At 62.3% G+C, this 23,725-nt stretch carries 18 protein-coding genes; 9 read left to right on the forward strand and 9 right to left on the reverse strand.

All coding sequences use genetic code 11. The features are described 5' to 3' along the window. Nucleotides 1-98: 98 nt before the first annotated feature. Nucleotides 99-3,671 (forward strand): autotransporter domain-containing protein, encoded by a 3,573-nt coding sequence (locus tag AC07T0_RS05465; RefSeq protein WP_495000203.1) that lies wholly within the window; start codon nucleotides 99-101, stop codon nucleotides 3,669-3,671. Nucleotides 3,672-3,880: 209 nt separating this feature from the next. Here AC07T0_RS05465 and AC07T0_RS05470 read toward each other — a convergent pair whose 3' ends face one another. From AC07T0_RS05470 to AC07T0_RS05480, 3 genes are all read right to left on the reverse strand, one after another. Beyond that, the gene (locus tag AC07T0_RS05470; protein WP_495000302.1) at nucleotides 3,881-4,159 is read right to left on the reverse strand and encodes a helix-turn-helix domain-containing protein; all 279 of its coding nucleotides are present in this window, start codon (nucleotides 4,157-4,159) and stop codon (nucleotides 3,881-3,883) included. Between the two features lie 327 nt (nucleotides 4,160-4,486). Continuing rightward, nucleotides 4,487-6,301, reverse strand: a complete 1,815-nt coding sequence (oadA, locus tag AC07T0_RS05475) for a sodium-extruding oxaloacetate decarboxylase subunit alpha (RefSeq protein WP_495000204.1) — start codon at nucleotides 6,299-6,301, stop codon at nucleotides 4,487-4,489. An 11-nt stretch (nucleotides 6,302-6,312) separates the two neighbouring features. Then, entirely contained in the window at nucleotides 6,313-7,728 is a 1,416-nt protein-coding gene (locus AC07T0_RS05480) for an acetyl-CoA carboxylase biotin carboxylase subunit (protein ID WP_103498474.1), read from the reverse strand. A gap of 202 nt (nucleotides 7,729-7,930) precedes the next feature. On the opposite strand from AC07T0_RS05480, the gene AC07T0_RS05485 reads away from it, so the two are divergent. Next, entirely contained in the window at nucleotides 7,931-8,893 is a 963-nt protein-coding gene (locus AC07T0_RS05485) for a LysR family transcriptional regulator (RefSeq protein ID WP_248799073.1), read from the forward strand. Here AC07T0_RS05485 and AC07T0_RS05490 read toward each other — a convergent pair. The 3 genes from AC07T0_RS05490 to AC07T0_RS05500 form a co-directional block, all read right to left on the reverse strand. Continuing rightward, a complete protein-coding gene (locus AC07T0_RS05490; RefSeq protein ID WP_083875491.1) occupies nucleotides 8,835-9,026 on the reverse strand; it encodes a PA3496 family putative envelope integrity protein in 192 nt (63 codons plus the stop codon). The genes AC07T0_RS05485 and AC07T0_RS05490 overlap by 59 nt on opposite strands. 256 nt (nucleotides 9,027-9,282) lie before the next feature. Further along, entirely contained in the window at nucleotides 9,283-10,149 is an 867-nt protein-coding gene (hexR, locus tag AC07T0_RS05495) for a transcriptional regulator HexR (RefSeq protein ID WP_495000205.1), read from the reverse strand. A gap of 143 nt (nucleotides 10,150-10,292) precedes the next feature. Further along, nucleotides 10,293-13,160 carry a putative bifunctional diguanylate cyclase/phosphodiesterase gene (locus AC07T0_RS05500; RefSeq protein ID WP_495000206.1) on the reverse strand — a complete coding sequence of 956 codons (2,868 nt, stop codon included), beginning with the start codon at nucleotides 13,158-13,160 and terminating at the stop codon, nucleotides 10,293-10,295. A gap of 381 nt (nucleotides 13,161-13,541) precedes the next feature. Here AC07T0_RS05500 and uvrD point away from each other — a divergent pair, with 381 nt between their 5' ends. The 4 genes from uvrD (at nucleotide 13,542) to AC07T0_RS05520 (ending at nucleotide 17,867) form a co-directional block, all read left to right on the forward strand. Next, nucleotides 13,542-15,725: a DNA helicase II gene (gene uvrD / locus AC07T0_RS05505; RefSeq protein WP_495000207.1), complete on the forward strand. Its 2,184-nt coding sequence runs from the start codon at nucleotides 13,542-13,544 to the stop codon at nucleotides 15,723-15,725. 90 nt (nucleotides 15,726-15,815) lie between these two features. Further along, nucleotides 15,816-16,256: an EamA family transporter gene (locus tag AC07T0_RS05510; RefSeq protein WP_495000208.1), complete on the forward strand. Its 441-nt coding sequence runs from the start codon at nucleotides 15,816-15,818 to the stop codon at nucleotides 16,254-16,256. Nucleotides 16,257-16,447: 191 nt separating this feature from the next. Then, nucleotides 16,448-17,323, forward strand: a complete 876-nt coding sequence (locus AC07T0_RS05515; RefSeq protein WP_495000209.1) for a Tim44 domain-containing protein — start codon at nucleotides 16,448-16,450, stop codon at nucleotides 17,321-17,323. A gap of 136 nt (nucleotides 17,324-17,459) precedes the next feature. Next, on the forward strand, nucleotides 17,460-17,867 hold the full coding sequence (locus tag AC07T0_RS05520) for an SMI1/KNR4 family protein (RefSeq protein WP_495000210.1): 408 nt from the start codon (nucleotides 17,460-17,462) through the stop codon (nucleotides 17,865-17,867). A gap of 149 nt (nucleotides 17,868-18,016) precedes the next feature. Here the strand turns inward: AC07T0_RS05520 and AC07T0_RS05525 are convergent, their stop codons facing one another. Continuing rightward, nucleotides 18,017-19,780 (reverse strand): cation:proton antiporter, encoded by a 1,764-nt coding sequence (locus AC07T0_RS05525; protein ID WP_495000211.1) that lies wholly within the window; start codon nucleotides 19,778-19,780, stop codon nucleotides 18,017-18,019. A 278-nt stretch (nucleotides 19,781-20,058) separates the two neighbouring features. Between AC07T0_RS05525 and AC07T0_RS05530 the strand changes: the two genes are divergently transcribed. Beyond that, entirely contained in the window at nucleotides 20,059-20,544 is a 486-nt protein-coding gene (locus tag AC07T0_RS05530; RefSeq protein WP_495000212.1) for an acyl-CoA thioesterase, read from the forward strand. Between the two features lie 155 nt (nucleotides 20,545-20,699). Here the strand turns inward: AC07T0_RS05530 and pdxY are convergent, their stop codons facing one another. Then, nucleotides 20,700-21,572, reverse strand: a complete 873-nt coding sequence (gene pdxY / locus AC07T0_RS05535) for a pyridoxal kinase PdxY (RefSeq protein ID WP_495000213.1) — start codon at nucleotides 21,570-21,572, stop codon at nucleotides 20,700-20,702. 114 nt (nucleotides 21,573-21,686) lie between these two features. Between pdxY and AC07T0_RS05540 the strand changes: the two genes are divergently transcribed. Further along, nucleotides 21,687-22,091, forward strand: coding sequence for a DUF3301 domain-containing protein (locus tag AC07T0_RS05540; RefSeq protein ID WP_495000214.1), 405 nt, complete (start codon nucleotides 21,687-21,689; stop codon nucleotides 22,089-22,091). Between the two features lie 178 nt (nucleotides 22,092-22,269). On the opposite strand, the gene AC07T0_RS05545 is transcribed toward AC07T0_RS05540, so the two are convergent. Further along, a complete protein-coding gene (locus AC07T0_RS05545; RefSeq protein ID WP_495000215.1) occupies nucleotides 22,270-23,256 on the reverse strand; it encodes a CobW family GTP-binding protein in 987 nt (328 codons plus the stop codon). Between the two features lie 34 nt (nucleotides 23,257-23,290). Between AC07T0_RS05545 and AC07T0_RS05550 the strand changes: the two genes are divergently transcribed. Continuing rightward, the gene (locus AC07T0_RS05550) at nucleotides 23,291-23,641 is read left to right on the forward strand and encodes an NADH:ubiquinone oxidoreductase (protein WP_178129709.1); all 351 of its coding nucleotides are present in this window, start codon (nucleotides 23,291-23,293) and stop codon (nucleotides 23,639-23,641) included. Nucleotides 23,642-23,725: the final 84 nt, after the last annotated feature.

Genomic DNA, 23,725 nt, shown 5'->3' on the forward strand with positions numbered 1-23,725 from the left:
TGACTTATCCCGCCTGACGGAGGTAAGAAGGCCGACATTTATCGACTAAATACATAGATACATTTCCGGTCTCGAATCAATCCGAGGCCGGAAAACGCATGTCCCCTACCCCTCATCGTCTAGCACTCGCTATCACGCTGGCACTCACCACGGTCGTCCTGCGGGACACACAAGCCAGCGCCATCGACACCTCTCCAGCCGCCAATGAACAAGGTCGCGCCAGCGCCCGCCCGGCCACCATGAATGCCAGCAACCTGCGCGTCGACAAGGGCGGTACTGTCACGCTGAGTGGCGCGTCAGTCGACTACACCCATCATCGTGACCGCGAGACTCAAGCGCGTACCGGAAGCGGCATCAAGCTCAGCGGACGCAGCACCGGCCGTATCGTCAACGACGGGAAAGTCACCAGTGAACAGCATGACGGCATAGAACTGGGGGCAAGTGATGTCGCCGTGATCAACAGTAGAACGATCACCGGTGGGCGTCACGGCATCAGTACCCGAGGCCGGGGAGAACTCACCAACCGAGAGCGGGTGAGCGGACTCAACGGTGCGGGATTCCATTCCACGGGCAGGGGCAAGATCACCAACTTCGGTAGCCTCACGGGCGATGCGACTGCCATGGACGGCGACGGCGACGGCATCCGGGTCAAGGGGCAGGCCGAGATCGACAACACCGGCCAGATTGTCGGCAAAGCCAGCCGCGGTGTGAGTCAATATGGCCATGCCCATACCAGCGAAGGCATCTCCATCGGCGGCGGCACGGTCGTCCAATATGCCAAGGGCAACATCAGCGGTGCCGATCACGGCATCCTCGTGAGCGACGGCAACAATGACCCGGCGCAATTATCCACCACCCTGGAAAACCACGGTAGCATCCGCGGCCACAAGGGTTTTGGCGTGCAGTTTATCGGCGAACAGGCCGACAGGGTGACCAATAACGGGCCGATCCACGGCGGCAACGGTTATGCCCTTGACCTGGGCGGCGGTGACGACACCCTGATCGTGCAGGGCAACAGCCGCTTCGAGGGTATCGTCGACGGTAACAGCGGTTACGACAAGGTCATCCTCGACAGCCCCGAGGGCGGTCACTTTGGCGACAGCCGCAACTTCGAGCGGCTGGAAGTCCGGCAAGGCAGCTGGTCCCTGAGCGGACAGAACCCTTTCAGTACCAGCCTCGAAATTTTTCCCGGGGCCCAGCTGGCGGCGCAGGGCGGTACGGGCCTGCAGGTCGAAGGCGGAACCAAGCTGCTCAACCGTGGCACCGTGACTGCAACCACGACCGCCGCGGATAGCGATGCCGACGGATTGCTGGCCCGGGGCAGCGTCTATATCGACAACCACGGTCGAATCACGGGCAGTGGGGCCAATGGTTTTGACCGGGGCCATCGCCCCGGCGGCGACTCCGCCAGTCCGCGCTATAGCAGCGAAGGCGTGCGCCTGGACGGCGGCCATCTCACCAACCATAAGGATGCGCAGATCGAGGGGCAGCACAACGGCATTCTCGCCGACCAGCGGACAACCCCCTTGCGGCTGGAGAACCACGGCGCCATCCGTGGCCTCGACGGCTTTGGCGTCAGCCTGGCCGGCCAGTTCGCCGATACCGTGATCAGCAACGGCCTGATCAGCGGCGGCAATGGCGTGGCCCTGAACCTGGGGGGTGAAAGCGACACCCTGATCGTGAAAAGCGCTAGCCAGTTTTCTGGCTGGGTGGACGGCGGGACCACGGACGATTACCTGGAGAACTTTCTCCTCGGCGCCGACCCTGACACACCACTCAAGGCCAACGACGACCTGGTGATTTTCGATGACGCCCAGGGCGGCAGCTTCGGCAACAGCCGCCACTTCGAGCGACTGCAGGTCAGGAAGGGAACCTGGACACTCACCAGCCAGGATGACTTCAGTACCGGGGCCGAGGTCCTGGCCCAGGCCCATTTGATCAACAGGGGCAGCATTCTCGGGACAACGCGGGTCAACGACGGAGCGAGCTACAGCGGCAACGGAACGGTCGGGCAGCTACAAGTGGCGGGAACCCTGAAGGTTGATCCGCTGGAGGGCGCCGCCAGGGTCAGGGAACACCTGACCCTGGATCCCGGTGCGACCCTCTCCTATGGCATCGACGCCAATGGCAACAGCGCCACCGTCGAAGTCGGCGGCACCGCCCAGCTGGACGGCGCCCGACTATACGTACTGGCCGCCAACGAGTCGCCGGCGAGCCAGCGGCACACGGTGATCAAAGCCGGCAAGCTGGAAGGAAAATTCGTCGAGATCAGCAGCAACCTGGCGTTGATGACGGCTACCGCCCACTACACCCCGACGCAGGTGGACATCACCTACCGGCGCAACAACGTCAATCTGCAAGAGCTTGGGAACACCGGGAATGGCCAGAGCGTGGGGGAGGTCTTGGATCCCTGGATAGAGCCGAGTCAGCCTGCTCCCAAACCGGTCACTCCCGCGCCAGCCAATACGCCGTCTGAGCCGCTCGCTTCCGTGCCCACCATTACACCGTCCGAACCGGTCGCTTCCATGCCCACTATTACGCCGTCCGAACCGGCCGCTTCCCTGCCCACCACTACACCGTCCGAGCCGGTCGCCCAGAAAGACCAGGACATTGAGCTGGCGGATTCGCCCGCCGCGCCAGACTCACCACTGCGCCATGCCCTGCGCTACATCAGCGCCGTCGAAGCGGGACAGGCGCTCGAGCAGCTTTCCGGCGGCAGCAACGCCCAGTTGCGCAACGCGACACTCAGCGGCTCCCGGCAAGTGGGCAGTACCCTGCTGGCAGTCTTGCGACAAACGGAAGGCCTGCCCGGCCAAGGCGGCCAAACACTTCAGGTCATGAGCGGCGGCCGCAGCCGGCTCTGGATTCAAGGCCTGGGCAATTCCGCCAGGTTCGACAGCAATCACGGCCACCACGGGCTGCGACAGAGCACTCGGGGCTTGCTACTGGGTGCCGACTGGGCGCTCGACAGTGACTGGCACCTCGGCATCCTTGGCGGCCAGTCGCAGTCGAACTTCAACGGCCAACGCTTTACCGGTGGCCTCGACAGTTGGCACACCGGCGCCTACGCCCTGCGCCAAAGCGGCCCGCTGGCCCTGCGGCTCGGCGCGGTGTACAGCAGCCATTCCGGCAGGACCGAACACAACCTGGCGTTCAACGGCTACCGTGATCGCCTCAAAGGCAATTACGACGCCAACAGCCAGCAGGCCTTCGCCGAAGTCGGCTACACCTTCGGCGGTAGCGGCCTGAACATCGAACCGTTTGCCGGTCTCGGCTACGAGCGCTATCACCGCGACGCTTTCAAGGAGAGCGGCGGCGAAGCGGCCCTGCACGTCAGCGCCCAGACCCACGGCAACCTCAACAGCACCTTCGGCTTGCGCGCGAGCGCCATCACCGCCCGCGACAACAAAATGAGCCTGGCCCCACGCCTGAGTGCGGGCTGGAAGCACCTGTATGGCGACGTTGGCAGCACGGTCGAACAAAAACTCGCGGTGACCGATCGCGCCTTCAAGGTCAGGGGCGCCGCGCTGGACCGCGACAGCCTGTTGCTGGAAGCCGGCCTGGACCTGAATCTGTCGCCCAGCCAGAGCCTTGGTGTCGGCTACACCGGGGAAGTCGGTGGCAACAGCCGCAACCATGGGGTCATGGGGCAGTGGAAGCTGACCTTCTAAGCAAGGCTTCCACCATCCCGTCAGTTAATTGAAGACATCACATAACCTGTTGGAGCCAGCTTGCTGGCGATGGCGTCCGCACGGACAGCGTAAGGCTCAAGGGCCCTCATCTCCAGCAATCGAGCGTCAACCGGTGCTCCTACAGGGACCGTGCTCGACCTTAACTGAAGGGCACCACGGTCTAACCGCAATAAGGCAACGCCAGCGCATCAACCCATAGTCTTGCGAAGTCGCACCACCCCCATCTGCAACCCGAAGGGTTTGAACACCGAATTCAACGACTTGAGCGTCGGATTGCCCTCCTCATGTTCTATATGAACAAGGGTTCGTACCGAAATCCTGCACATCCGGGCAAATTGAGTTTGATGCAAACCAGTGACCTCGACGCGCAAGCGTCTGACCGCAGCGCCGATCGCCGCACCTTGCTCATAGGCGTATTCAAGGAATCGACTATCACGACTGACCACATCCGTCCGAGAAAAACCCATTGGCTCACGGCCATCGTGTGTCTCCACAGAATCCCTGACGCGCAAGTGGCCAATCGGTGCCGGGGTACTTCTTCCCAGCAAAAACAGATCGGCACTGACATCATCCGGTTTTTCCCGACCTACTCGGGCCATGAGGAATCGCTTGGCCGCCCCAGCAGGAACAATGTCCTGAACAAAAGCGGGGGCTTGCTGATCATTCCTGCTGTCCCAGTCCAACGGAAGAGCCGCGCTGACAGAGCAGGCAAACCTACCAGGTACAAAACCAGACCAAAAAAAGGGGGGCACATGCCCCCCCGAGGAAAAACGCTTGTAGTCGACGGCTTTCGATCAGCCTTCGATCTCGATCAGGATCTCGCCCGGGTTGACCCGGTCGCCCTTGGCCACATGAATAGCGACGACCTTGCCCGCGATGGCCGCCTGCACTTCGGTTTCCATCTTCATGGCTTCGGTGATCAGTACGGCCTGGCCGGCTTTTACGCTGTCGCCTTCCTTGACCAGCACATCGACGATATTGCCCGGCATGGTGGTGCTGACGTGGCCCGGTACGCTGGCCTGCTTGCGCTTGCTGGTGCCGCCGCTGACGAACTCGTTGAGCGGCTCGAACACCACTTCTTCCGGCATGCCGTCGATGGACAGGTAAAAGTGCCGCTTGCCTTCGGCCTTCACGCCGACACCGGTGATGTCCACGCGGTAGGTTTCGCCGTGCACGTCGATAACGAACTCGGTCGGTACGCCCTCGCCACCCGCCGAACGTATGCCGCCGGCTTCGGGGATCGGCAACAGCACTTCAGGCACCAGGGTGCCGGCCTCGCGCTCCTCGAGGAACTTGCGCCCGATATCCGGGAACATGGCGTAGGTCAGCACGTCTTCTTCCGACTTGGCCAGAGCACCGATCTCACCGCGCAACTTGACCATTTCCGGCTTGAGCAGATCGGCCGGACGCACGTCGATCACTTCTTCGCTGCCGATGGCCTGGCGTCGCAGCTTCTCGTTGACCACCCCCGGCGCCTTGCCGTAGCCGCCTTGCAGGTACAGCTTCACTTCGTTGGTGATGGTCTTGTAGCGCTCGCCGGCCAGGACGTTGAAGAACGCCTGGGTGCCGACGATCTGCGAGGTCGGGGTCACCAGCGGCGGGAAGCCGAGGTCTTCACGCACTCGCGGAATTTCCGCCAGCACTTCGCCCATGCGCCCCAGGGCGCCCTGCTCTTTCAGCTGGTTGGCGAGGTTAGAGATCATCCCGCCCGGCACCTGGTTGACCTGCACGCGAGTATCGACCGCGGTGAATTCGCTTTCGAACTGGTGGTACTTCTTGCGCACGGCGTAGAAGTACAGGCCGATTTCCTGCAGCAGTTCCAGATCCAGGCCGGTGTCGAACTCGCTGCCTTTAAGGGCCGCCACCATCGACTCGGTACCCGGATGGCTGGTGCCCCAGGCAAAGCTGGAGATCGCCGTGTCGATATGCTCGGCACCGTTTTCCACCGCCTTGAGCTGGCACATCGCGGCCAGGCCGGCAGTGTCGTGGGAGTGGATAAACACCGGCAGCGACTGCTCGCTCTTCAGCGCCTTGACCAGTTCGCCGGTGGCATACGGGGTCAGCAGGCCGGCCATGTCCTTGATCGCCACCGAGTCGCAACCCATGGCTTCCATCTGCTTGGCCTGGGCCACGAACGCCTCGATGGTGTGCACCGGGCTGGTGGTGTAGGCGATGGTGCCCTGGGCGTGCTTGCCCGCCGCCTTCACCGCTTCGATGGCAACCCGCAGGTTACGCACGTCGTTCATGGCGTCGAAGATGCGGAACACATCGATACCGTTGACCGCCGCCTTGGCCACGAAAGCCCTGACCACGTCATCGCTGTAGTGGCGGTAGCCCAGCAGGTTCTGGCCGCGCAGGAGCATTTGCAGACGGGTGTTGGGCAACGCCGCGCGCAGTTGGCGCAGGCGCTCCCACGGGTCTTCTTTGAGGAAGCGCACGCAGGCGTCGAAGGTGGCGCCGCCCCAGACTTCCAGGGACCAGTAGCCGACCTTGTCGAGCTTCTCGCAGATCGGCAGCATGTCTTCGGTGCGCATGCGGGTGGCGAGCAGCGATTGATGGGCGTCGCGCAGGATTGTGTCGGTAACGTGGATTTTTTTAGAAGAAGTCATTGGAATAGTCCTCACAGGCCTGCGTGGGCGGCGATGGCGGCGGCGATGGCCAGGGCCAGCTCTTCGGGTTTGCGCTTGATCGAGTAGTTGGTCAGTTCAGGGTGGCTTTCAACGAAGCTGGTATTGAACTGGCCGCTGCGGAATTCCGGGTTACGCAGGATTTCCTGGTAATAGGCCGCAGTGGTCTTCACCCCTTGCAGACGCATGTCGTCCAGGGCCCGCAGGCCACGGTCCATGGCTTCTTCCCAGGTCAGCGCCCAGACCACCAGCTTCAGGCACATGGAGTCGTAGAACGGCGGAATGGTGTAGCCGGTGTAGATCGCCGTGTCGGTGCGCACGCCGGGACCACCGGGGGCGTAGTAACGGGTGATCTTGCCGAAGCTGGGCAGGAAGTTGTTCTTCGGGTCTTCGGCGTTGATCCGGAACTGCAGGGCAAAACCGCGATGGATGATGTCTTCCTGCTTGACCGACAACGGCAGGCCGGAGGCGATGCGGATCTGCTCACGGACAATGTCGATGCCGGTGATTTCTTCGGTGATGGTGTGTTCCACCTGCACCCGGGTGTTCATCTCCATGAAGTACACCTCGCCCTCGGCGAGCAGGAACTCCACGGTGCCGGCGTTCTCGTAGCCCACCGCCTTGGCCGCGCGCACCGACAGGTCGCCGATATAGGCACGCTGTTCCGGGGTCAGCTGGGGGCTGGGGGCGATTTCGATCAGCTTCTGGTTGCGGCGCTGGATCGAGCAGTCACGCTCGAACAGGTGCACCACATTGCCAAAGCTGTCGCCGAGAATCTGCGCTTCGATATGCTTGGGATTGACGATGCATTTTTCCAGGAAGACTTCCGCCGAGCCAAAGGCCTTGGTCGCTTCGGAAATCACCCGGGGGAAAGCTTGTTCCAGTTCTTCGCGGCTGTTGCAGCGACGGATACCGCGACCGCCACCACCGGAGGTGGCCTTGAGCATCACCGGGTAACCGATGCGGTCGCCTTCGGTGAGGGCTTCGGCGATGTCCGCGACGTTGCCTTCGGTGCCCGGGGTGACCGGCACGCCGGCCTTGATCATGCTGCGTCGGGCTTCGGTCTTGTCGCCCATGCGGCGGATCACTTCCGCCGACGGGCCGATGAACTTGATCCCGCGCTCGGCGCAGATATCCGCCAGCTCGGCGTTTTCCGACAGGAAACCATAGCCAGGGTGCAGTGCATCACAACCGGTTTCCACCGCCAGGTTCACCAGCTTGCGCGGGTTCAGGTAGCCGGCCAATGGCTCGGCACCGATGCTGTGGGCCTCATCCGCGCGCTTCACATGCAGGGCATGGCGATCGGCGTCGGAATAGATCGCGACCGAGCGAATGCCCATCTCGGCGCAGGCACGCACGATTCGTACGGCAATTTCACCACGGTTGGCGATCAGGATCTTTTTTATCACTTGGAAATTCCTAAGCCGCTGGAACAAACAACCCTTGGGGTGCAACCGAAAAAACGGGTCGGCGCGTGACTAAATGTTTCAAGCCAGTCGCGTAGTCCACACTAGCCCTACCCAGTGATAAACCAAAATCAATAATTATTGGGTCACTCATAAGCAAAAGCTTATAGTTGGACGGTTCGCGACCTCCATGGGTGTTTAGAAAATGCGTAAGTCCTTGATGCGTATGACATTGCGTCAGCTAAAAATTTTCAATGAGGTCTGCGATCTGCGTTCCTACAGCCGCGCAGCCGACGAAATGTCTCTCACACAACCAGCCGTCAGCCTACAAATTCGCCAGCTGGAAGAGCTGATCGGCCAGCCATTATTCGATTACGTCGGCAAAAAGCTCTACATGACCGAAGCGGCTGAAGCGTTACAGCGAGCCAGTCGGGACATTTTCGGCCGGCTGGAAAACCTCGATATGCAGCTCTCGGACATGCAGGGCTCGCTGCAGGGGCAACTGAAACTGGCGGTGGAATCCAGCGCCAAGTATTTCGTCCCGCACCTGTTTGCCGCGTTCAAGCGCCAGCATCCCGAGGTCAACCTGCACCTGACGGTGGTCAACCGCGCACAGGCGCTCCGGCGCCTTTCGGACAACCGTGACGACCTGTTGATCATGTCGATGGTGCCCCAGGACATGGGGCTGGAATTCCTGCCGTTTCTGAACAATCCGATTGTCGCGGTGGCGCCGCCGGATCACCCGTTGTGCCATGGCGGCCCACTGCGCCTGCAGGACCTGGAGCCGTACACGCTGTTGATCCGCGAAGCGGGGTCGGGAACGCGGATAGCGTGCGAGGAGTATTTCAAGGAGAAGCGCGTGCACTTCTCGCAGACGCTGGAAGTGACCTCGGGCGAGGCCCAGCGCGAGTGCGTGGTGGCGGGACTGGGCCTGGCCCTGTTGACGCGCCATGCCCTGAGCCTGGAACTGGCGACCGGCGTGCTCCGAGAACTGCCGGTGGAAGAACTGCCGCTCTATCGCAGTTGGTGCCTGGTTCAGGCCAAGGACAAACGCCTGTCACCGGTCGCCCATGCGTTCCTGGGGTTTATTCGCAGTGAACGTTTACAAATCAGCGGGCTGGTTGAGCGCTTCGACGGTCGGATGCCGAGTCCGCCTGCCAGTAATTGAGTGCGGCGATTTCCTGTTGTAGTTGGCGCAGTTCGGTGCGGTCTTCGATTGCGCGACGAAATTCCATACGGCGCTGATCTTCCTGCTGCCGACGGGTTTTGACGCTGCTTTGCTCTTCGTGGTGCCGGGCCATTTCGAGTCTCCCAGGGTGGATACGGGAGTTTCAAGATGGACGCCTGGCGTTACGGTTTGGCGGCAGGCGGGTGACAGGTAGATGAATATGGCTTGAGTGGTGTGCCGCCTGTCAGGGCCTATTCGCGGGCAAGCTCCGCTCCCACAGGTTTTCCGTCGCACACAAGACTCCGGCTCAACCCGGACATTGTGGGAGCGGAGCTTGTCGAATCGCCGCACCGCCGCGAAGGGAACGCCGCGGAACTGACTGACAGGTCTCAGTCGTCGAGGGCCTTCACCGACTTGGGCGACAGGCGCAGGCTGCGCAAGCTGCGCTTGACGCTCTTGAGGTGATTCACCAGGCTCGGCCCACGGGCCATGGCCACGCCCATGGCCAGCACGTCGATCACCACCAGGTGGGCGATCCGCGAGGTCAGCGGGGTATAGATCTCGGTGTCTTCATGCACGTCGATGGCCAAGTTCACCGTCGACAGCTCGGCCAGCGGTGTCTGGCTCGGGCACAGGGTGATCAGGGTCGCGCCACTTTCACGTACCAGGTTGGCGGTGATCAGCAGGTCCTTGGAACGCCCGGACTGGGAAATGCAGATCGCCACGTCGGTGGGCTTGAGCGTCACCGCCGACATCGCCTGCATGTGCGGATCGGAATACGCCGCCGCCGTCAGCAACAGCCGGAAGAACTTGTGCTGGGCGTCCGCCGCCACCGCGCCGGAAGCGCCGAAGCCATAGAACTCCACACGCTGCGCCGCCGACATGGCGGTCACGGCACGCTGCAGCGCGACCGGATCGAGCTTTTCGCGCACGTCCATCAGGGTGTGCAGGGTGGTGTCGAAGATCTTCAGGCTGTAGTCCGCCACCGAATCGTCTTCGTGAATCGCGAACTGCCCAAAGCTGGCGCCGGCCGCCAGACTCTGGGCCAGCTTCAACTTCAGGTCCTGGAAACCGGAACAACCGATAGCCCGGCAGAAACGCACGATGGTCGGCTCACTGATGCCCACGCTATGGGCCAGGTCGGCCATGGAACTGTGCATCACCGCCGCCGGATCAAGCAGGACGTGATCGGCGACCTTGAGCTCCGACTTGCGCAGCAGGTTGCGAGACTGGGCGATGTGTTGCAACAGATTCAAAGGGCTGGACTCATTGTTATGGGCAAACGCCTGGGATGTAGCCGTCTTGTAGTTATACTACATGAATTCGAGGATTGCCCGTTCCATTACGTAACCGAGCTCGCCCCTACCGTAGCGTGGCGAGCATGTAGCCACTGCGGCGCCTAGGGAAAGCCTTGGCGCAGCAGTCGCATCAATTCCTGCGCCGCCACCGGCCGGCTGATCAGATAACCCTGCACCTCATCGCAACCCTGGGCCTTGAGGAAATCCAATTGCTCCTGGTTTTCCACGCCCTCGGCCACCACCTTCAGTTCCAGGCTGTGGGCCATGGCGATGATCGCCCGGGTGATCGCCGCATCTTCGCTGCCCTCGCCCAGACCGCGAATAAAGCTCTGGTCGATCTTCACGTAGTCCACCGGGAAACGCTTGAGGTAGCTCAGGGACGAATAGCCGGTGCCGAAGTCATCGATGGCCAGCTTCACCCCCAGGTCGCGCAGTTGCTGGAAGGTGGCGATGATGTGTTCGACGCTGTCGAGCAACTGGCTTTCGGTCAGCTCAAGCTCCAGCAGCTCCGGAGCCAGGCCGGTTTCCTCCAGCACCTGGCGCACCAGGCTGACCAGCTTGCCCTGGCGCAACTGATGCACCGACAGGTTCACCGACACCCGGATCGGCGCCAACCCCTCGCGCTGCCACTCGCACGCCTGCCAGCAGGCCTGGCGCAGCACGAACTCACCGATCGGCCCGATCAGGCCGGTTTCTTCGGCCAGGCCGATGAAGTCTCCCGGCGGCACCTGGCCCAGGGTCGGGTGCTCCCAACGCACCAGCGCCTCGGCGGCGTTCATCCGCCCAGTGGCCAGACACAGCTTGGGCTGATAGAAGACACTCAGTTGCCGCTCTTCGATGGCCTTGCGCAGCTGGTTCTCAAGCTGCAAACGCTCCAGGGTGCTGGCTTGCAGGCTGTCGGTGTAGAACTGGAAGTTATTTCCGCCCAGGTGTTTGGCATGCTGCATGGCGATGTTCGACTGGCTGAGCAACACCGGGATTTCCCGCGCATTGTCCGGCAACAGGCTGATGCCCATGGACGCGCTGACCACCAGTTCGTGTTCGTCGATGGTCACTGGCACCCGCAGCTTGGCGAGCAGGCGGGTCGCCACCCGGGCCAGGCTGGAGAGATTGCCGTAGGCGTCGAACAACACGGCGAACTCGTCTCCGGACAAACGCGCAATGGTGTTGGCTTCCGGCAGGGCATTGACCAGGCGCCGGGCCATCTGCTGCAACAACTGGTCGGCGATTTCATGGCCGAGACTGTCGTTGAGCAATTTGAAACGGTCCAGGTTGATGTGCAGCAACGCCAGGCTACGGCCGCCCTGGCGAGCCTGCTGATGAGCCTCATACAGGCGTTCGCGGAACAACGAACGGTTCGCCAGCCCGGTCAGTTCGTCGTAGTGGGTCAGGTAGCGCATGCGCTCTTCGGATTCGCGCCGGGCCGACAGATCGGCGAAGAAGCCGACGATATGACTGACATTGCCCCGCGTATCGCGCACCACATTCAGTTGCAGCCATTGCGGGTACAGCTCACCACTCTTGCGCGCCTCAACCAGTTCGCCCTGCCAACTGCCGTGCTGTTCCAGCGCCTGGTGGATGGTTGCATAGTGGCGCCGGGCATCGCGGCTGCACGGCAGGTCGACCACATTGCGCCCGAGCATGTCCTCGGGCAGGTAACCGGTGACTCGGCTGAAAGCCTGGTTGATCGCCAGCAGGATGTAATTCGGGTCGAAAATCACAATGCCTTCACTGGCGGCCTCGAACACCGTCGCGGCCAATTGGCGTTGGGCTTCCTGCTCCTTGTGCGCGCTGATATCACGCCGGGTGCCGACCATGCGCAACACGCGACCGCCGGCGGTACGCTCGACCGCCCGTCCGCGGTCCTCGATCCAGACCCAGTGGCCATCGCCATGCCGGACCCGGTACTCGATCACATAATCCTCGGTGCGCCCCTTCAAATGCTCCACCAGCGCGTGCTTGAGCACCGGTACATCGGCGGGGTGCAGGCGCGGCTTGAGGTGGCCGAGTATCGAGGTCACGTATTCCGGGTCCAGGCCGAACAGCTCCTTGATCTGGGTGTGATGCACCTCGTCGGTCTGCAGGTTCCAGTCCCACAGCCCGAGTTCGCTGGCCTGCAACGCCAGGGCCAGGCGCGTTTCGCTTTTGCTCAAGGCCTGGTTCGCCGCGTCCAGCTCCAGGCTGCGCTGGGCGACCCGGCTTTCCAGGCCGATCTGGGCCTCGCGCAGCTCCTGTTCGGCGCGGCGGCGCTGCTCGATTTCCCGCGCCAGCTCATGGTTGAGTTGTTCGCTACGGGTTTGCGCCCGTTGCAAGCTCTCGATCAGCGCCTGGTTCTGGAAACGCCGTAACAGGCCGCGCCGGATCAGGCGATTGACCTGCAGGGCGACCACGCTCAGCGACACCAGCAGGATCAGCCCGAGCCAGCCCCAGCCTTGCTGTTGTTCACCGCCGCCCCAGAACAGGTAGCCGATGGCCGGCAACAGGCAGGGCAAGGTAAAGGTCAGGAACGCCGGGATGCTCACGGCATAGGCCACGCTGGCGGACAGCGTGGCGGCACCGATCAGGCCGAAAACCCAGGCCTGTTCGAGGAAACTGTCGGTGGGCACCAGGGCAATGCCGGCGCAGGCCAGGGTCAGGCCACTGACCGCCGAGCCCAGCAGGAACATGCGCCGCCAAATCGGCTGGGCCTGCCGACTGGGCATCGCCGAATCGAACGCCGCCACCTGGATCACGCGCAAGGCCACCAGCGCCATCAACCACACCAGCCAGACGCTGACCAGCAGGTAGCGCTGCGGGCTCCAGAGCAACCAGGCGCAGACCAACCCGTTCAACAACATGAATAAAGTCGGCAGCAACGACCCCTGGTACAACAGGCGCGTCCGTTCGACTGTCAGTTCAGTGGCGAACTGTTTGTGGATAACCCGCCCAGCCGCCATAGAGGGGCTCAGCGCGTCAAAGCTCTGGGTCATGGGCAGTATTCTTATAATGGTTAAGCCATAAACGTGGCAGGAGCATACACAAGCATCCGGCTGGACCAAACTGCCTCAAGTCATAAAATGTAATGAATTAGCCAGGCACCAGAGCCCTTGTGCAGGGCCAAAGCAAGGCCCCACGCCACCTGTAGCCGATGACTGACCGGTCGTCACAACCGATCTTTTTATCTGGCGATGCGCACGCCCCCCTTGTAGGAGCGAGCTTGCTCGCGATGGACGCCAACGATGACGCGGGAAACCTGATGCCCCGCGGTCCCCCTGCCACCATCGCGAGCAAGCTCGCTCCTACAGGGTTCCACGTCGCCCGGGCTAGCATTAGGGTTTGCCCGCCCAGGCCCGGCACCCTAGAATGCGTCGATGCGCGATGATCTCTCCTTTTTGCTGAACTCCCTCAACGATGCCCAACGCCAGGCCGTAGCGGCTCCCGTTGGCCGTCAGTTGGTCCTGGCCGGTGCCGGCTCGGGTAAAACCCGGGTGCTGGTGCACCGTATCGCCTGGTTGATCCAGGTCGAAAATGCCTCGTCCCACTCGATCCTGTCGGTGACTTTCACCAACAAGGCCGCCGCCGAGATGCGCCATCGCATCGAGCAGCTGCTGGGCATCAGCCCGGCCGGCATGTGGGTCGGCACCTTCCACGGCCTGGCGCACCGCCTGTTGCGGGCGCACTGGCAGGAAGCCGGTCTGAGCCAGACCTTCCAGATCCTCGACAGCGACGACCAGCAACGCCTGGTCAAGCGGGTGATCCGCGACCTCGGCCTCGACGAACAGCGCTGGCCGGCCCGCCAGGCCCAGTGGTTTATCAACGGCCAGAAGGACGAGGGCCTGCGCCCGCAGCATATCCAGGCCAGTGGCGACCTGTTCCTGGCGACCATGCGCAGCATCTATGAAGCCTACGAGGCCGCCTGCGCCCGCGCCGGGGTCATCGACTTCTCCGAGCTGCTGCTGCGCGCCCTGGACCTGTGGCGCGACCATCCGGGCCTGCTGGCGCACTACCAGAAGCGCTTCCGGCATATTCTGGTAGACGAATTCCAGGACACCAACGCCGTGCAGTACGCCTGGTTGCGCCTGCTGGCCAAGGGTGGCGACAGCCTGATGGTGGTCGGCGACGACGACCAGTCGATCTACGGCTGGCGCGGCGCGAAAATCGAGAACATCCACCAGTATTCCGCCGACTTCGCGGACGCCGTGACCATCCGCCTGGAGCAGAACTACCGCTCCACGGCCGGCATCCTCAAGGCCGCCAACGCCCTGATCGCCCATAACACCGGACGCCTGGGCAAGGAGTTGTGGACCGACGGCGGCGACGGCGAGGCGATCAACCTCTACGCCGCCTTCAACGAACACGACGAAGCGCGCTACGTGGTGGAAACCATCGAAAGCGCCCTGAAAACCGGCCTGGCCCGTAGCGATATCGCCATTCTCTACCGTTCCAACGCCCAGTCCCGGGTGCTGGAAGAGGCTTTGCTGCGCGAGCGTATCCCGTACCGTATCTACGGCGGCCAGCGCTTCTTCGAGCGAGCTGAAATCAAGAACGCCATGGCCTACCTGCGCCTGCTCGAAGGCCGTGGCAACGACGCGGCACTGGAGCGGGTGATCAACGTTCCGGCCCGCGGTATCGGCGAGAAAACCGTCGAGGCCATTCGTGAGCACGCCCGCCACAGCGAGTTGTCGATGTGGGAGGCCATGCGCCAGCTGGTCGCCAACAAGGGCCTGACCGGACGTGCCGCAGGAGCGCTGGGGGTGTTTGTCGAGCTGATCGAGGACCTCGCGGCGAAAACCCGGGAAATGCCGCTGCACCTGATGACCCAGGTGGTCATCGAGCAGTCCGGGCTGATCGCCTACCACGAAGCGGAAAAGGGCGAGAAAGGCCAGGCCCGGGTGGAAAACCTTGAGGAACTGGTCAGCGCCGCGCGTAACTTCGAGGCCGCCGAAGAAGACGCCGAGCTCACGCCGCTGGCCGCCTTCCTCGGTCACGCATCGCTGGAGGCCGGCGACACCCAGGCCGACGAGCACGAAGACAGCATTCAACTGATGACCCTGCACAGCGCCAAGGGCCTGGAATTCCCCTACGTGTTCCTGGTGGGCATGGAAGAAGGCCTGTTCCCCCACAAGATGAGCCTGGAAGAACCCGGTCGCCTTGAGGAAGAACGCCGGCTGGCCTACGTGGGCATCACCCGGGCGATGCAGAACCTGGTGCTGACCTACGCCGAGACCCGACGCCTGTACGGCAGCGAGACCTACAACAAGGTCTCGCGTTTCGTCCGCGAAGTGCCGAAAGGACTGATCCAGGAAGTGCGCCTGTCCAACAGCGTCAGCCGACCGTTCGGCGGTGCCCAGGCCCAGGTCAGCAGCAGCCTGTTCGGTGGCAGCGACATCCCGGACACCGGTTTCAGCCTCGGCCAGACCGTACGCCACAGCCTTTTCGGCGACGGTGTGATCCTCAACTTCGAAGGCGCTGGCGCCCAGGCCCGGGTCCAGGTGAATTTCAGCGAAGGCAGCAAGTGGCTGATGCTCGGCTACGCCAAGCTGGAAGCGGTCTGAGCGTGACGCTCAAGCGTTTCCACGCCCAGTGTGGGAACGCTCGACAGCACGCCATGCAGGTCTAATCATTCAATCGAGGTCGCGACAAGCATGGGCTCGGGCTTTTTTTCTTCGTGGACATTCTGGGCCCTGCTCTCGGCGACTTTCGCCGCCCTGACGGCGATCTTCGCCAAGATCGGCATCGACAACGTCAACTCGGACTTCGCCACCCTGCTGCGCACCATCGTGGTATTGGTCAGCCTGGCCTTGATTTTGTACGCAACGGGCCAATATCAGTCATTGAGTACGATTTCCGCCAAGAGCTATCTGTTCCTGCTGTTGTCGGGCCTGGCTACCGGTGCTTCGTGGTTGTGCTATTTCCGCGCGCTGAAGGTCGGCCCGGCCTCGCTGGTGGCCCCGGTGGACAAGCTCAGCGTGGTGTTCGTCGCCGTGATCAGCGTGTTGCTGCTGGGCGAGAAGCTCGACCTGCGTCAATGGGGTGGTATCGGCCTGATTACCGCCGGCGTGGTCATGCTGGCTCTCCGACGCTAATCGGGAACATTTCACACAGCGTTTATCGACTCGTTTTACGAAACAAACGGTATCGGCGCAATGGCCTTTCATGAAACCTTCAGGTGGGGCATGGGAGGATCAGGCAAAAGCCGGAAACACTCTCGCGCTAGCCAGTAACATTTCACCTGTGCAGTATGGCGCGCGTGCACTCCACAAACGGGAATACCCTTATGCAACGTTTTCTCAGTATCGTCCTGGCGCTCTGTATCGGTCTGACGATGAGCCTCGACGCGAACGCCAAGCGCTTCGGCGGCGGCAAGAGCATGGGCTCGGCACCCAGCCATCAAACCAGCCAGATGGCGCCTTCCGCCGGTGCCGGTGTCGGCGGCGCTGCCGCGACTGCCGGTGCAGCCGGTGCCGCGGGCGCTGCCGCCAAAGCCGGCGGTGCTTCACGCTGGCTCGGCCCCCTGGCTGGCATCGCCGCCGGTGGCCTGCTCGCCTCCATGTTCATGGGCGGCGGCTTCCACGGCATGCAGTTCTTCGACATCCTGATCATGGCGGTCATCGCCTTCGTGATCTTCCGTTTCATTGCCGCCCGTCGACGCAAGCAGCAGGAGCACATGACGCCAGCTGGCGCGCCGTTCCAGCGCGAAGTATTCGAGCAACCGGCGCAGCCGCAAAACGCGATCTTCGGCGGTTCCGCCCCGGTCGCCCCACGCCGCGTGATCAACGCCCCGGCCTGGTTCAACGAGGAACGCTTCCTCGAAGCCGCCCGCAGCCACTTCCAGGCGCTGCAGCAGCACTGGGACGCCAATGAGATGGACAAGATCGCCGAGTTCGTCACCCCGCAGATGCTGCAATTCCTGAAACAGGAACGGGCAAACGAGGGTGACGGCTTCCAGTCCACCTACATCGAGAACCTGCACGTGCAGTTGGACGGCCTGGACGATCGCGCCGACAAGACCATCGCCACCCTGACCTTCAGCGGTGTGTCGAAGAACTCGCGTTTCGACCAGGGCGAAGCCTTCAGCGAAAGCTGGAACATGGAGCGTCCACAAGGCGACAACCAGCCTTGGCTGGTGGCCGGTATTCGCCAGAACGGCTGATCCACGGCTCGCGCTGAAAAAAGCTACAAAAACCCCGGACCTGTCCGGGGTTTTGCATTTCACAATTGTACTTTTTGCAAGCTACTGTATAAGACCCGTGATACGAACCGCGCCATAAAGCAAGAGGATTGAGGCCGTGGAAGAAGTCATTGAACAATTGCGTGAAGCCAACGAACCCGTACCGGTTCCTTTGGAGTTGCCCGACGAGGATCAGTTGGTCGAGATCGAAGAGGAGCTGTTCATCAACATCCCCTTCGTTTTCAAGGAATTCCTGCTGACCGTCAGTGATGTGGTGTATGGCAGCCTGGAACCGGTGACCGTCACCGATCCGCAGTCGCACACCTACCTGCCCGACGTCGCGGCCAATGCCTGGGATTCTGGCGTGCCGCGGGAGCTGATCCCGATCTGCCAGGACGGTGACGACTACTACTGTGTCGAGGAAGACGGCACCGTGGTGCTGTGGTCCGCCGAGGAAGAGCTGATCACCGAAGAGTCCTGGGAATCGGTGTGGCACTGGGCGCGGGACGTCTGGCTGGAGAGCTGATCCGCGCGATGCGGCCCCAATGCCCCCTGTAGGAGCGAGCTTGCTCGCGATGGTCGTCAATGATGACGCGGGGCATCTGAAGCCCAGAGGTGTTTGTTCTATCATCGCGAGCAAGCTCGCTCCTACAGGGAGGCATCGGCGTTCGGGCTTCAGTGTCCGGCCGAATCGCTCTTCTGCTCCAGGGTTTCCAGCAAGGCGATCTGCATCCGCGTGTGCACACGCACAAACCAGCGCCACAACAGCGCCGCGACCGCCGCCGCAACCACGGCGATCAACACCAGCAACTCATTGCTCGGCAGAATGCTCGCCGACAGCGCCGACAGCAGCAAGAAAATCACCAGCAGCGAGAGGAGCGGAATCACCTCGGCGATCACCCTTCTGACCCGCTGGGTATGCCGCCCCGCCACCTCGGCCTTGACCCCCATCTCCGCCAGCAGCATCGACAGCGCCTTGAGCTTGCGGTACGCCGCGATCAGGAACGGCAATGACAGCAGCAGCGCCCCGCCCCAGATCAGGCCGTTATGCCAGCTCGGCTCATTGATCCAACCGGCCAGGTAGTTGGCAATCGGCGCCGCGAAGAAGCCACCGGCAAAGAAAATTGCCATCACCAGCGCCAGGTTGACCCCCACCTGCAACAAGATCCGCCGAATCATCGACGCCAGCAGCGCACCCTCGCCCTGGGGCTGGATGCTGCGCAGCCATTCACCGTAAAGGCTGAACACCCGCGCCAGACGCCGCGGCATCAGCGCCGCCAGCTTCAGTGATAGAGGATCCGCCGCGCGGATCAGATAGGGCGTCAGCAGCGTGGTAATCACCGAGACCGCCACCGCCACCGGATAGAGAAAGTCACTGGTGACCTGCAAGGTCATCCCCAGCGCCGCGATAATGAAAGAGAACTCGCCGATCTGCGACAGCCCCATCCCCACCCGCAACGAAGTGCAGCCATCGTTGCCGGCAATAAATGCCCCCAGTCCGCAGGAGAGCATCTTGCCCAGCACCACCGCCACGCTGATCACGGCAATCGGCCAGGCGTAATCGAGCAGGATCACCGGGTCGATCATCAAACCGATGGCGACGAAAAAGATCGCGCTGAACAGGTCGCGAACCGGCTCGATCAGGCGCTCGATCTTCAGCAACTGACGGGACTCGGCCATGATCGCGCCAATCAGGAACGCCCCGAGGACCATGCTGTATTCCAGCTTGACCACCAACAGGCAGAAGCCGAAACACAGGCCCAGCACGGTGATCAGCAGCATCTCGTTGCTGTCGAAGCGAGCGACGTAGGCCAACAACCGTGGCACCAGCAGGATGCCGACCACCAGGGCGACGATCATGAACAGCGACAGCTTGCCCACGGTGGAGAACACCTCGCCCGAACTCACGGTCCCGCTGACCGCAATGCTCGACAGCAAGGCGATGATGCCGATGCCGAGAATGTCCTCGACGATCAGTACGCCGAAAATCAGCTGGGCGAAGCGCTGGTTCTTCATCTTCAGGTCATTGAGCGCCTTGACGATGATGGTGGTCGAGGAAATCGCCAGGATCGCGCCGAGGAATAGCGAGTCCATGGTGTTCCAGTCGAACCAGCGGCCGATTTCGTAGCCGATCCAGATCATCAGCACAATTTCCAGGAACGCCGCGATAAACGCCGTGGCCCCGACCTTGAACAGCTTGCCCAGGCTGAACTCCAGGCCCAAACAGAACATCAGGAAAATTACCCCCAGCTCGGCCAGGGTCTTGATGGTCTCTTCGTCGTGGATCAGGCCGAACGGCGGTGTGTGCGGCCCGATGATAAAGCCGGCGACGATATAGCCGAGCACCACCGGTTGCTTGAAGCGATGAAAGAGGATGGTCACCACACCGGCCACCAGCATGAGCACGGCCAGGTCCTGGATAAAACTGATGGCATGCATGACGTGGCGCTCCTTGCTGCTCGGAACCCGTCATGGGACAGCTTTTTGAGCTGTCAGCAATCACTGTTCCGAGTGTGAGAATTTTCTATGGCATGGCTTTCGGAAGGTTAACACCGCGACTTCCGACAAAAAGCCGGTGCAATATGTAGAAACAGATCCCTAGAAGCGTGACGATGGCCCGATCGATGGCGTCCCGTTATCGAGTGTCTGTGAAAAATGAAGGAAGCGCCCGTAGAGGTGCCTGAGCCAATCCCTGCCTACCCAACCGTGAGCGTGCTATGGAACCCGGAAATGCCCAGCTGTCGATGACTGTTTTGATGACCCCGGACATGGCCAACTTTTCTGGCAATGTCCACGGCGGCACCTTGCTCAAGTACCTGGATGAAGTGGCCTACGCCTGCGCCAGCCGTTATGCCGGTCGTTATGTGGTGACCCTGTCGGTGGACCAGGTGATTTTCCGCGAGCCGATCCATGTCGGCGAACTGGTGACCTTCCTGGCCTCGGTCAACTACACCGGCAACACCTCCATGGAGGTGGGCATCAAGGTGGTGACGGAGAATATTCGCGAGCGTTCGGTGCGCCACACCAACAGCTGCTTCTTCACCATGGTCGCGGTCGACGACCAGCGCAAACCGGCCGCCGTACCACCGTTGCAGCCGCAAAACAGCGAGGACAAGCGTCGCTACGTGCAGGCGCAACAGCGCCGGCAGATTCGCCAGGAACTGGAGAAGCGCTACCAGGAAATCAAAGCCGACGCGCCTTGATTGGATCGGGCCGGAGCCCTTCAGGCTGAGCCAAGGCCGAACGCGGTCACTGTAGGAGCCAGCTTGCTGGCGATAGCGGCCGCAAGGGCGATGCAAGACTCAAGGCAAGCCGGCTCCCACAGGGTTCTGGGTGTTTTCAGGATCCCAGGCAAGGCTTACAGGCTGATCGACTCTGCCTCGAACCGCACCCGCGGATGCGCGATGCGGTCCTGGGCCCGCACCAGCTCCAGCTCGTAGCTGGCGCAGGCCTGGGTTTCCAGCAGCACTTCGTGCACCGCCGAGGCCGCGAACTCGAACGCCGTCACCAGGCTGTCGCCCAGCAGCACCCGCGCCAGGAACAGCCCCGAGGTCAGGTCGCCGACGCCCACCGGCTGCTTCGGGAACGCCAGCAAGGGTCGCCGCAAGTGCCAGCTGCCATCCGCCGTCACCAATAGCATCTCGAAACTCTCAGCCGGTTTGCCCGGATAGGCCAGATGTTTGACCAGCACCGCCTTCGGTCCCCGCGTCAGCAAGCTGCGGGCCATGGCCAGGCAGTCGAACAGGGAGTTCGGCGCCCGTCCGCAGAAGCTATCGAGCTCAAGCTGGTTGGGACAGAGAAAGTCGGCCATGGCCGCGGCTTCTTCCAGGAGGAAATCACTGACCTCGGTCGGCACGCTGCAGCCCTTCTCCGGGTGCCCCATCACCGGGTCGCAGAGGTACAGGGCATTGGGATTGATCGCCTTGATCCGCGCCACCCCACTGAGTATCGCCCGGCCTTGGGTGGCACTGCCGAGATAGCCGGACAGCACGGCATCGCAGTTGCCCAACTCGCCGATGGCGGCAATCCCCTCGACCAGTTCGGGAATCCGCTGCGGCGCCAGCACTTCGCCCGCCCACTGCCCGTATTGGGTGTGGTTGGAGAACTGCACGGTGTTCAGCGGCCAGACATTGACCCCGACGCGCTGCATGGGGAAAACCGCCGCACTGTTGCCGGCATGGCCGAAAACCACGTGGGATTGAATGGCGAGCAGATGGGGAGTGCGTTTCATTCCGTATTCCAGAAAGGCCGGTGGATTCAAGCCGCTGAGTATGCGACTAAACGGAGCCTGTACGACAGACCGGGGAGCCAGTTAAGCTGAGCTGACTTTGTTGGAGTGGCGTTCATGCTGACCCTGGGAAATATGTTCGTGCTGATGTTGCTGGCGACCGGCGCTGCCTGGCTCTGGCACAACCATGGCCTGCGCGAGCGAGCGCTGGAGCGGGTCAAGCAGCATTGCGCCAAGCTCGATATCGAGCTGTTGGATGGCAACGTCGCCCTCAAGCGCATCGGCTTTGTCCGTGACGCCCATGGCCGGCGGCGCCTGGCGCGGATCTACAACTTCGAGTTCACCGTCACCGGTGAGCAGCGTCACGCCGGGACCATTACCCAGTTCGGCGCCCACAGCGCCCATATCGAGCTGGCGCCCTACCCGTTCGAAGCCAAGCCGGAAGCACGTAGCGCCGAAGTGATCGAATTGAGCCAATGGCGCCAGGATCATGCCAAGGACCATAATAATTTGCGTCGTTGAATGGTCCAGGCAAGCCAGTTGGCGGTGGTTTGCCAGTGATTGCGATGCAAGATGCACTGCCGCCATCGCCGGCAAGCCGGCTCCCACATTAGTTCGGTGTTCCAACGCAAAATATCGTCAAGCCCGGAACCTTGTAGGCGCCGGCTTGCTGGCGATGGCAATGTCACATTCAACGTTGTTATCCCGACAAACGACACCGCGCCATCCCCACTTTTAACCACTCGATCTCCTGCTTTTCCACGAAGATCAGCTCGACACGTGAATCCCGTCGCCATTCACTCGGCTGCCACCGCACCACCGAGTTATCCACAGCATTAGCGGAAACCCAGCCGTCCGGGCTGTGGATAACCAGTTTGGCTCGCAACCAATCCAACCCCGAGAGCCAGCGCTGGAGCCTTTCCGTATCGAAACGCTGGCTCGGGTGCCAGCGCCAGCCGATGCTCCAGTTGCCGTCCTGGGTGTGATCCAGGCAAATCGGTTGGGCCGGATCGGTCCAGATCGCCGGCAATCGGGCGGTGACCGGCGCGCCAGCGGAGGACGTGCTATCACCGTAAGGGGGAGCCTGCTCGCGATGACCGTTATCCAGGGCAAGCAACTCGGCCAACCCCAACGCCCCCTCCTCGGTCCAGCGCACAGGCCCCTCGGGCAAGCGGGCCAGCACCCGTTGCCGTTCAACCGCGTCCAACCCCGCGGACTTGTTCAGCACCCGTAACCCCGCCAGCCCCAGCGCCTCCTGCTGCGACTCCGGCAACGGCTTGCCCGCCGCCAGAGCCCGGGCATCCAGCACCAGCACGCAAGGCTGCAACGCCAACACCCCCAACCACGGCGCCTCGGCCAGTTGTTTGAGAATCTGCACCGGATGCCCCAACCCGGAGGGCTCGATCAATAGCCGATCCGGTCGCGCCTTGCGCAACAGTCGGGTCAATCCCACCTGGAACGGCGCGCCATTGACGCAGCAGACACAACCGCCTGCCACTTCCCCCAGTGCGATACCATCGTCGGCCTGGGTCAGCAGCGCGGCGTCCAGGCCGATCTGGCCGAACTCGTTGATCAGCACCGCCCAGCGCTCGCCTTCGGGCCTTTGCGCCAGCAGCTGGCGAATCAGAGTGGTCTTGCCCGCGCCCAGCGGGCCGGCGATGACATGAGTGGGAATGTTCTGCAACATAGAGGGCCGATGTTCTGAAAGAGATGAAAGCATGATGCGCCTGATCTGCCTGGCGTTGCTGTTCGGCTCAGGCCAGGTGCTGGCGCAGGCCTGCGTGGTACATAGCCATGGGCAGCGGCTGGACGTCAAAGTCTGCCAGGAAAACATCAATATCCCGGCCAAGCTGTTCAGCGACGGCTTCTGCCAGCCGAACCTGCCGGGGCAGAAGGTCGAGGTCGAATACGTCGAGCAGTGCCCGGGCGGTTCGTTCGGCGTGTGCGGCAACGCGCAAGTGGCCAATATGCCTTATCGGCAGAATATCCACTATTACGGCGTGGCGACGGACGCGGCGTATCTCAAGCCGTTCTGTGAGGGCCAAAGCCAGGGCCACTGGCAAACCCCATAAGGACAACCACCGCAGATCCCAATGTGGGAGCGGAGCTTGCCCGCGAAAGGAACGCCGCGATTCTCCAGAGACACCGCATCATCG

The organism is Pseudomonas sp. GW821-FHT04D07 (assembly GCF_059420225.1).

Bases quoted from the DNA above. Each gene is read 5' to 3' on its own strand.
- AC07T0_RS05515 (WP_495000209.1), top strand. From the start codon at position 16,448: ATGCAACGTTTTCTCAGTATCGTCCTGGCGCTCTGTATCGGTCTGACG.
- AC07T0_RS05510 (WP_495000208.1), top strand. From the start codon at position 15,816: ATGGGCTCGGGCTTTTTTTCTTCGTGGACATTCTGGGCCCTGCTCTCG.
- AC07T0_RS05470 (WP_495000302.1), bottom strand. From the start codon at position 4,159: ATGGGTTTTTCTCGGACGGATGTGGTCAGTCGTGATAGTCGATTCCTT.
- AC07T0_RS05490 (WP_083875491.1), bottom strand. From the start codon at position 9,026: ATGGCCCGGCACCACGAAGAGCAAAGCAGCGTCAAAACCCGTCGGCAG.
- AC07T0_RS05525 (WP_495000211.1), bottom strand. From the start codon at position 19,780: ATGCATGCCATCAGTTTTATCCAGGACCTGGCCGTGCTCATGCTGGTG.
- pdxY (WP_495000213.1), bottom strand. From the start codon at position 21,572: ATGAAACGCACTCCCCATCTGCTCGCCATTCAATCCCACGTGGTTTTC.
- AC07T0_RS05530 (WP_495000212.1), top strand. From the start codon at position 20,059: ATGGAACCCGGAAATGCCCAGCTGTCGATGACTGTTTTGATGACCCCG.
- AC07T0_RS05545 (WP_495000215.1), bottom strand. From the start codon at position 23,256: ATGTTGCAGAACATTCCCACTCATGTCATCGCCGGCCCGCTGGGCGCG.
- uvrD (WP_495000207.1), top strand. From the start codon at position 13,542: ATGCGCGATGATCTCTCCTTTTTGCTGAACTCCCTCAACGATGCCCAA.
- AC07T0_RS05500 (WP_495000206.1), bottom strand. From the start codon at position 13,160: ATGACCCAGAGCTTTGACGCGCTGAGCCCCTCTATGGCGGCTGGGCGG.
- AC07T0_RS05465 (WP_495000203.1), top strand. From the start codon at position 99: ATGTCCCCTACCCCTCATCGTCTAGCACTCGCTATCACGCTGGCACTC.
- AC07T0_RS05550 (WP_178129709.1), top strand. From the start codon at position 23,291: ATGCGCCTGATCTGCCTGGCGTTGCTGTTCGGCTCAGGCCAGGTGCTG.
- oadA (WP_495000204.1), bottom strand. From the start codon at position 6,301: ATGACTTCTTCTAAAAAAATCCACGTTACCGACACAATCCTGCGCGAC.
- AC07T0_RS05540 (WP_495000214.1), top strand. From the start codon at position 21,687: ATGCTGACCCTGGGAAATATGTTCGTGCTGATGTTGCTGGCGACCGGC.
- AC07T0_RS05485 (WP_248799073.1), top strand. From the start codon at position 7,931: ATGCGTAAGTCCTTGATGCGTATGACATTGCGTCAGCTAAAAATTTTC.